Origin of the sequence: Micromonospora sp. 15K316 (genome assembly GCF_004348525.1) — a bacterium.
In the GTDB taxonomy this organism is placed as follows: domain Bacteria; phylum Actinomycetota; class Actinomycetes; order Mycobacteriales; family Micromonosporaceae; genus Micromonospora.
In genome coordinates this window covers 21,825-30,503 of sequence record NZ_SMKG01000055.1, presented here as the reverse complement: position 1 = coordinate 30,503, position 8,679 = coordinate 21,825, and the positions used below count along the sequence as shown (strand labels likewise).

Here is an 8,679-nt window from a genome sequence, read left to right as displayed (position 1 = left end):
GGGTCAGGGTTTGGTGGCTTGGAGGGACAGCAGGTCGGGGATCGGGGTGGAGCCGGACTCGCGGACCCCGGTCAGCACCAGCCCCGCCTCGGTCACCGCGTTCAGCAGGTCGGCGAGCGGCACGTGCCAGGCGCCGACCCGGGCGCGCACCCCGTTCGGGTTCCAGCCGCCGAAGGTGCGCTCACGATCGGCGTACCCGGCGTCGATCACCGCGCGCGCCGGGTCCGACCGGTCGGCGAACGCGCCCACGAAGCACGGGTGCACGCCCACGCGCACGAACCGGCCGCCGGGAACCAGCACCCGGGCGGCCTCCGCGATCACCGCCGCGTAGTCGGGCAGGTCGGTGTGCCCAAGTGCGCACGTCACCGCCGGCACGCAGGCGTCGGCGACCGGCAGCCGGGTCACGTCGGCCCGCGCCACCGGCAGCCGCGTCCGGGCGTACCGCAGCTGCCCCGCGGACAGATCCACACCCAACGGCCGCCAGCCCAGCGCCCGCAGGTGCGCGGCGTGCGCACCGGTGCCGCAGCACAGGTCGAGGCACCGGCGGCCCGAACCGGCACCGAGCAGCTCGCCGAGCCGGGCGCGCACCCGGTCCATGTAGTCGGCAGAGGTGTCGGCGGCGAACCGTTCGTACCAGTCGGCGATGGCGTCGTACGCGGCGGTCGGCATTCGGCCCACGCTAGCCCCCGCGGCGCCGGGGCGTGGCCCCGCAGACCGCCATGATCCGCTACGGTCACCGGCATGACCTGGGAGGATCTCGACGCGCAGCTCGACACGGCGCCCGGCACCGTGTCCGTGTACGTGGGGCGGCCGGGCGCCGAACCCGCCTGGACCCGGCGGGCGGACGCCACCCACTACGCGGCCAGCACCATGAAGGTAGCGGTGCTCGCCGCCCTGCACCGGGCCGCCGAGGCGGGCACCCTCGACCTGGACGCCCCGGTTCCGGTGGTCAACGCGTTCGACTCGGCGCAGCCCGGCGCACCCCGGTTCACCTGCGCCGCGCACTACGACAACGACGACGCGGTCTGGGCTCGGGTAGGCGGCACCGCGCCGCTGCGCTGGCTCGCCCATCGCATGATCGTCCGCTCCAGCAACCTCGCCACCAACCTGGTGATCGGTCATGTCGGCCTGCCCGCGGTCGCCGAGGTCTGGTCGCTCGCCGGCGCCCGGCACAGCGTCACCGGCCGAGGCATCGAGGACTTCGCCGCCCGCGACAACGGCATCACCAATCTCGTCACCGCCGCCGACCTGGCCGCCCTGCTCGGCGCGCTCGCCACCGGCGCCGACCGCCCTGGCCCGATCGCCTCGCCGGCCGCCTGCGCCGAGATGCTGGACGTGCTCGTCGCCCAGGAGCACCGCGAGGACCTCGCCGCCGGCCTGCCACCGGGTACCCGGATCGCGCACAAGAACGGCTGGGTTCGCGGCATCCGGCACGGCGCCGGAGTGGTCTTCCCCGACGACGCCGCCCCGTACGCCGTGGTCGTCTGCACCACCCGCGACGCGGAGGGCACCAGCGGCAGCGAGGACGACGCCGACGCCTGCGCGCTCATCGCCGACGTCTCCGCCCGGGTCTGGGCGGCTCGCCACGACCTCTAGCCGTCCGGCACGCCGCCAGGCGGCCGTGGCGACGGCCGGGCGGCCCTCGACCGGCGCCACGATCAGCGTCCGCGCGATGCCGACCAGCCACAGGAAACGGGTTCCGACCGCCACCACGAGCGCGATCACCGTCTCCCGGCTCGTCTCCGGCACCGCGGCGGCGGACGCCTGCGGCTCACTCCAGCAGGTGGGTGCGCAGCGCCTCGACGACCTCGTCGGTCAGCCCGAGACCGTCGCGCAGGTACCCGTCGAACGAGCCGTGCACCCGGCGTACCTCGTCGTAACCCGCGTCGAGGTACTCGGGGCGCACCTCCAGCACCGGCAGCACCGCCTCGACGTCCAGCTCCGGCTGCCGGCGCCGCATCGCCTCGACGAGCACCGCACGAAGGCTCTCCGTCAGCGGATTGTTCCGCAGGTACTCGGCCCGGATCGCCTCCTCGTCCACCCCGAGCGCGGTCAACAGGATCACCGTCAGCCAACCGGTGCGGTCCTTCCCCGCCGAGCAGTGGTAGACCAGCGGCAGGTTCTCCGCCCGCGCCGCCAACCGCACCGCCTCGCCGAAGCCCGCCCGCGCCGACACCCCCGTCACGAACCAGCGGTAGATCGCCGCCATCGCCGCCGGCGTCCCCTGCCGCGCCAGCTCCGCGTACGACGACAGGTCGTGGCCGAGCAGCACCGCCGAGACGTACGTGAACACCGGGTGCTCCGGGTCGTACACGGGCAGCGGCACCAGCCGTGGCTCACCCACCAACCGGTCCGCCGGGGCGACCGCGACCTCCGAGTGATCGCGCAGGTCGACCACGCAGGCCGGGGCGAGCTTGCCGAAGACGGACAGGTCGTCGTCGGTCAGCCGGCCGAGCGCCGGCGTACGGATCAGCCGCCCGGCGCGCACCCGCCGACCCCCTGCCCCGATCAGGCCGCCCAGGTCACGCGCGTTCGGCGCACCCACCAGCTCCCAGTCCCGCCCGTCCATCCCGACGCCTCCACACCCATCGATGATCGCCCGCCCCGTACCCCGTCACCACGCCGACGGCGACGACGCGGCGCCGTACCCGTGCCCGATGATCGGCTGCCCCGCGCCGCGACGCGGCCAGGCCGTCGCGCGTGGTCTGCGTATAGGGTGCCGCACATGACGATCGCCGCGGTCCGCACCCACCGGCTCACCGCCCCCTTGCACACCCCGTTCGTCACCGCACTGCGCCGCACGACCACTGTGGACACCCTGGTCGTCGAGGTGGTCGACGCCGACGGCCGCTCCGGGTTCGGCGAGGCGCCGCAGGTGTGGCAGGTGACCGGCGCGTCGATCGACGGCTCCGAGGCGTGCGTCCGGCAACTGCTCGGGCCGCTGCTCACCGGCCGCGACCCGGACGAGCTCGTGGCCCGCTGCACCGAGGTGCAGCGCGCGGTGGTCGGCAACGAGGCCGCCAAGATGGCCGTCGACGTCGCGCTGCACGACCTGGCCGCGCGGCGGCTCGGCGTACCCCTGGTGCGCCTGCTCGGCGGCGCCACGCTGACCGTGCCCACCGACGTCACGCTCGCCGCCGGCGAGGCCGCCGACCTGGCCGAGGCCGCCGGCAAGCGCCGCGCCGAGGGCTTCGACGTGCTCAAGCTCAAGGTCGGCACGGACGCCGCCGGCGACCTGGACCGGGTCCGGGCGGTACGCGCCGCCGTCGGTCCGGAGGTGCGGATCCGGCTCGACGCGAACCAGGGCTGGACTCCCCGCGAGGCGGTCCGGGTGATCCGCGGCATCGAGGACGCCGGCCTCGACGTGGAGCTGGTCGAGCAACCCGTGCCCCGCTGGGACCTGGACGGGCTGGCCTGGGTGAGCGACCGGGTGGACGTGCCGATCCTCGCCGACGAGTCGGTGTTCGGGGTTCGTGACCTGGTCGAGGTGATCCGTCGCCGGGCCGCCGACCTGGTCAACGTCAAGCTGGCCAAGTGCGGCGGCCTGCACCCCGCGCGCACCCTGCTCGAACTCGCCACCGCGCACGGCCTCGGCACCGTCGTCGGTTCCATGATGGAGAGCGAGGTGGGCATCGGCGCGGCCGCCAGTCTCGTCGCCGCGTACGGCACCACCGCCGTGCCGGACCTCGACGCCGCCTGGTGGTTGGCCCGCTCGCCGGTCCGCGGCGGCATCCGGTACGAGGGTGCGTCCGTCGTGCTGCCGGACGCGCCCGGCCTCGGCATCACCTCGGTGACTGAAGCAAAGGTGCAGACCGCCGGTTGAGCCTTGGCGGTTTCTTTCATAGGGTTCGCGAGGACAGCAAGCACAACTGGGGGTGGACGTGGAGCTGCAACCGGGCCGCGAGGCCGTCGTCCGGGCCGCGGTCGCGACGCTCTGGACCGCCCCCGAGGCGGTACGCCCCATCGACCGGCCCGCCCTCGCCACGCGCACCGACATCCCCGGCTGGATCAGCGGGATGGACAGCGACCAGCAGGTCGGCGACTGCGTGCTGAGCCAGCTGCTGCTCGGCGAACGGGTCCTCGTCACCGAGCTCCGGCCGGACGGTTGGGCCCACGTCGTCGCCGTCGAACAACCCGCCGCCAAGCTCGACCCGCGCGGCTACCCTGGCTGGCTCCCCGCCGACCAGCTCGTCCCCGCCGAGGAGACCGCCCCCGCCGGCATCCCGTCGCTGGTGCTGGACGCGAGCGTCAGCGCGCTGCACGTGACCCCCGACGGCCCGGTCGTGCTCCCCGGGCTGATCCTCGGCACCCGGCTCGCCGCGGCCGGGCCGCCCCGCGGTGGCTGGCAGCCGGTGCACGCCCCCGGACACGCCGAGCCGCTCTGGCTGCCCGAGTCGCACCTCGCCGAGCTACCCGCCGCCCCGCCGACGGCCGCCGAGGTGCTCGCCGTCGCGCAGCGGCTGCTCGACGTGGTCTACGTCTGGGGCGGCGTGTCCGCGTACGGCATCGACTGCTCCGGCCTGGTGCACCTGGCGTGGCGCCGGTTCGGGGTGCAGCTCCCCCGCGACGCCGACGACCAGGCCGCCGCCACCGTCCCGCTGACGCTCGGCGACGAGCGCCCCGGCGACCTCTACTTCTTCGCCCGCCCCGGACGCAAGATCCACCACATCGGCATCGTCACCGCCGAGCCGGGCGCGGCCGGCGACCGGCGCATGCTGCACGCCTGTTACCGGCAGCGCCGGGTGCTGGAGGAGGCGCTGCCGGCCGAGCGGGTCGCCACCCTGGTCGGCGCCCACCGGGTCTGACCGCCGAGGCATGGAGAAGGGGGCGGCTCCTCGGAGCCACCCCCTTCTCCATGCCCCTCACGCGCCGGCCCTGACGCGGCGGCAACCCTCCGCCGCGTCCGAGCCGCACGATCAGCCGCGCACCTCGGCCAGCGCTCGGCGCCGATCCCGGGCCGACTTGACCAGGCTGGCGGCGGTGGCCGCCAGCAGCGTCCCGATGATCACCAGTAGCGACAGCCAGATCGGGATGTGCGGCGCCCAGCTCACGTGCTCCCCACCGTTGACGAACGGCAGGTTGTTGTCCGCGAGCGCCTCCAGCACCAGCTTGACCCCGATGAAGCCGAGCACCACCGCCAGGCCGTAGCTGAGGTAGATCAGCCGGTCCAGCAGGCCGCCCAGCAGGAAGTAGAGCTGACGCAGGCCCATCAGGGCGAAGACGTTGGCGGTGAAGACCAGGTACGGCTCCTGCGTGATCCCGAAGATCGCCGGGATCGAGTCCAGCGCGAAGATCAGGTCGGTGGTGCCGATGGCGATCATCACGATCAGCAACGGGGTGAAGAGCCGCTTGCCGTTCTCGTGCGTGACGATCCGGCCACCCTCGTACGAACGCGACAGCGGCAGCGCCCGGCGACTCCACCGGATCAGCAGGTTCTCGGAGAACTCGTCCTCGTCCGGCTCGCCCTGCCGGGCCAGGTTGATCGCCGTGTAGATCAGGAACGCGCCGAAGATGTAGAAGACCCAGGAGAACTGGGAGATCAACGCCGCCCCGGCGGCGATGAACCCGCCCCGCATGATCAGCGCCAGCACGATGCCGATGAGCAGCACCTTCTGTTGGTACTGCCGGGGCACCGCGAACCGGGCCATGATGATCACGAAGACGAAGAGGTTGTCGACCGAGAGGCTGTACTCGGTCAACCAGCCCGTGTAGAACTGGCCCGCCGCGCTCGCGCCGGACGCCAGCCAGACACCCGCCCCGAAGAGCAGGGCGAGGCCGACGTAGAAGCCGACCCAGAGGCTCGACTCCCGCACGCTCGGTTCGTGCGGACGCCGCCCGATGATGAGCAGGTCGACCGCGAGGACCGCGATCAGTGCGACGAGCGTGACCGCCCACACCAGCCCGGACACATCCAACGTTCATTCCTCCGGCAGACACGCGGCAACGGGCACACCGTACGCCTGGTGGGGGCGCGGCGTGCCGGCGATGCTCGCTGTGGTGACTGTCGGAGGTCTCTTCCGTCACCGCACGTGTCGGCGACCGACGGGGCCGGGTCGCGCCACCTGGGTGGTCGACCGTGCTGACGACTCCGCCGCGGGGGAATACTCCCCTCCTCGATCACCATTGTGGCGCACCCGGCCCGCTGATCGCACGTCGGGCGGTGGTGGCGTGACCCACCATGACGGGCGCGCGGGACTTCGACCTGCTCCCGCGGCTGCCGGAGCCGCACGGCAAGCTGCTGATCCGGCCTGGCGAGGATCCCGCCCCGGCCCGTCGGGTCGGTCGACGGAGCCGAGCCACACACCCGCTAAGGCGTCCTAGGAGGCTGGGTCATGCCGGGGGCCCGACCGGATCGGCGGCACGGTCGGGCGGCCCCACCGGGTCGGCGAGGCGGTCAGGTAGCCCCAGCGGGTGGGCGAGGTCGCGGGGTGGCACCAGCGGGTCGGCGAGGCCCCAGCCGGCGGCGAGCAGCGCGTCACAGGCGGCCGTCGCCCGCGCCAACCGTTCCTCGTGGGAGCCGGTCAACTCCACCACCGGCACGCCGGAGCCGGCCAGCTCGGCCCGGAACCGGTCGGTCATCCAGGCCCTCAGGTGCTCGCCGTCCCGCAGGCCGTCGTCGGCGAACGGCACGTCCCGGTGGTCGGTGAGCAGGTACAACGCGGGACGCCGGGCGGCCGCCCGGACCGCCGCCGAGGCCGAGCCCAGGTAACGCTCCTCCCAGAGCGCGGTGGCCCGGGCGTCCGTGTCGCAGATCAGCAGGGGTCCGCAGGACCGGGCCGCCGCGTCCTCGGCGGCCTGCTGCTCCCGGACCACCTCCAGGAAGTCGTCCCGGTCCCAGGTGACGTCGAAGACGGTCGCCCCCGGACGCCGTTCGCGCAGCCGCGCCAGCTTCCGGGCGGTCAGCTCCCGGCCGTACTCCGGCACCCAGGCGGTGCGGTAGTGGGCCCCGAGGGCGGCGGCCATGGTGGTGGTACCCGTCGACTCCGCGCCGACCACCACCACCCGCCGCACGAACCAGGCCCGCACCGGCGGGGCCAGCCAGCGCCAGTTCGCCACCGGGTCCGCGCGCACGGCCGTCCCGGAGACCGGCAGGTCACGCCGATCCGGATCCACGGTCACCGGTACGGCGTCGAAGCGCCGGGCCAACTCGACGCCGTACGCCTCGGACGAGAAGACGGCGTCCACCGGGCGGTCGCCGACGGCCTCGCGGAAGACCGCGCAGTGCGCGTCCCACGCCGTCGGGTCGGCGTAGTCCACCGGATGGTCGTCGTACCGCCCGACGAACCGGACCCAGGGCGTATCGGCGTGCACCTCCCGCAACCAGTCGAGCCGGTCGGTGAGCGGTATCGACTCCCGCCGGGACGGCGCCACCACCACGGTGACCGCCGCGCAGCGGGCCGCCGCAGCCCCGATCAGCGCGTGGTGGCCCGCGTGCGGCGGATAGAACTTGCCCACCACCATGCCGTGGCGGAACTCGGCCCCCCGCACGTGACCCGTCGTTGTCCCGCTCATCGTCCCAAGCCGGCCGTGTCGCCGCCCACCCGCTCGACGGGACCACGCGGCGCCGGCGGCGTCGCCGCGGCCCCGCGCAGGTCCGCGCGCCACGCCCGCAGCCCGACCACGCAGAGGGCCAGGAACACCACGTAGAGCCCGGCGGTCAGGTAGAGCCCCTTGTACGCGTACAGCGGGATGTAGATCAGATCGGCGGTGATCCAGAGCCACCAGCTCTCCAGCCGCTTGCGGGTCTGCCCGTAGGTGGCCAACAACGACAAGGCCGTGGTCAGCGCGTCGGGCAGCGGCACGGTGGAGTCGGTGGCCCGGTCCAGCAGGACCCAGAGCCCGCCGGTGAGCAGCAGACCGGCGGCGGCCAGGGCCAGCCACTCCGACCGCCCGGTACGGCTGACCGCGAGGCGGCTGCGCTGCTCGCCGCCGAAGAGCCAGTGCCACCAGCCGTAGAGGCCGAGTCCGACGTAGACGATCTGGAGCCCGGCGTCCGCGTACAGGCCGGCCGTCCAGAACAGCAGCATGAGCAGCAGCACGTTCGCGATGCCCACCGGCCAGTTCGCGATGCGCTGGCGGGCCACCAGCCAGACGTTGACCACACCGGTGGCGAAGCCCAGCAGCTCGGCCCAGGTGGTGGCGGTACCGGCCACGGAGAACGCCGTGCCGGTGAGCCAGTCGATCATTCTTGTTCCTCCCGTCGGTCACCCTATGGCCGACCCCGCCCCGTGGACAGACCCCGCGGCAGCCACAGACAGCGGCGTGGCAGGCTGTCGGCATGGTGCTTGAGGTCGCGCTCATCGACGTACTGCCCGGACACGAGGAGGCGTTCGCCGCCGCGTACACCCAGGCGCGCCCGGTGCTGGCCAGCACACCCGGCTGCCGCTCGGTGCGGATGACCCGGGGGATCGAGTCCCCGTCCCGCTTCGTGCTGATCGTCGAGTGGGACTCGGTCGAGGCGCACGACGAGAACTTCCGCGCCACCGAGCGGTTCACCCAGTGGCGGGCGCTCATCGGGCCGCACTTCGCCAACCCGCCCGTGGTCGAGCACTTCACCGACGTGGCGGTCTGACGACGCGGCCGGCCCGCGCGGCCCTGTCGTACCCCTGCCCTAGGGTGCGGACGCACGCGCGGGTCACCGGTCCCGACGGGCTCGGGGGCGCCGGGCCCGGTGCCCGC

The 8,679-nt window shown here is 73.9% G+C and carries 9 protein-coding genes; 4 read left to right on the top strand and 5 right to left on the bottom strand.

Translation table 11 applies throughout. The features are described from left to right. Positions 1–3: 3 nt before the first annotated feature. Positions 4–669, bottom strand: coding sequence for a class I SAM-dependent methyltransferase (locus tag E1211_RS13845; RefSeq protein WP_132349132.1), 666 nt, complete (start codon positions 667–669; stop codon positions 4–6). A gap of 72 nt (positions 670–741) precedes the next feature. On the opposite strand from E1211_RS13845, the gene E1211_RS13840 reads away from it, so the two are divergent. Further along, positions 742–1,596, top strand: coding sequence for a serine hydrolase (locus E1211_RS13840; protein ID WP_132349131.1), 855 nt, complete (start codon positions 742–744; stop codon positions 1,594–1,596). Positions 1,597–1,771: 175 nt separating this feature from the next. On the opposite strand, the gene E1211_RS13835 is transcribed toward E1211_RS13840, so the two are convergent. Next, positions 1,772–2,569, bottom strand: coding sequence for a tyrosine-protein phosphatase (locus E1211_RS13835; RefSeq protein ID WP_132349130.1), 798 nt, complete (start codon positions 2,567–2,569; stop codon positions 1,772–1,774). A 156-nt stretch (positions 2,570–2,725) separates the two neighbouring features. Between E1211_RS13835 and E1211_RS13830 the strand changes: the two genes are divergently transcribed. Continuing rightward, positions 2,726–3,823: a mandelate racemase/muconate lactonizing enzyme family protein gene (locus tag E1211_RS13830; RefSeq protein WP_132349129.1), complete on the top strand. Its 1,098-nt coding sequence runs from the start codon at positions 2,726–2,728 to the stop codon at positions 3,821–3,823. Between the two features lie 58 nt (positions 3,824–3,881). Continuing rightward, entirely contained in the window at positions 3,882–4,805 is a 924-nt protein-coding gene (locus E1211_RS13825) for a C40 family peptidase (RefSeq protein ID WP_132349128.1), read from the top strand. A 111-nt stretch (positions 4,806–4,916) separates the two neighbouring features. On the opposite strand, the gene E1211_RS13820 is transcribed toward E1211_RS13825, so the two are convergent. The 3 genes from E1211_RS13820 to pnuC all read right to left on the bottom strand — a co-directional run bounded on the left by E1211_RS13820 (position 4,917) and on the right by pnuC (position 8,186). Further along, positions 4,917–5,915, bottom strand: coding sequence for a TerC family protein (locus E1211_RS13820; RefSeq protein WP_132349127.1), 999 nt, complete (start codon positions 5,913–5,915; stop codon positions 4,917–4,919). Between the two features lie 415 nt (positions 5,916–6,330). Beyond that, positions 6,331–7,512 carry an AAA family ATPase gene (locus tag E1211_RS13815; RefSeq protein ID WP_165947252.1) on the bottom strand — a complete coding sequence of 394 codons (1,182 nt, stop codon included), beginning with the start codon at positions 7,510–7,512 and terminating at the stop codon, positions 6,331–6,333. Continuing rightward, positions 7,509–8,186 (bottom strand): nicotinamide riboside transporter PnuC, encoded by a 678-nt coding sequence (gene pnuC, locus E1211_RS13810; RefSeq protein ID WP_132349126.1) that lies wholly within the window; start codon positions 8,184–8,186, stop codon positions 7,509–7,511. The genes E1211_RS13815 and pnuC overlap by 4 nt, the downstream gene beginning before the upstream one ends. 92 nt (positions 8,187–8,278) lie before the next feature. Between pnuC and E1211_RS13805 the strand changes: the two genes are divergently transcribed. Beyond that, positions 8,279–8,572 (top strand): antibiotic biosynthesis monooxygenase, encoded by a 294-nt coding sequence (locus tag E1211_RS13805; RefSeq protein WP_132349125.1) that lies wholly within the window; start codon positions 8,279–8,281, stop codon positions 8,570–8,572. The last annotated feature ends 107 nt before the right edge of the window (positions 8,573–8,679 follow it).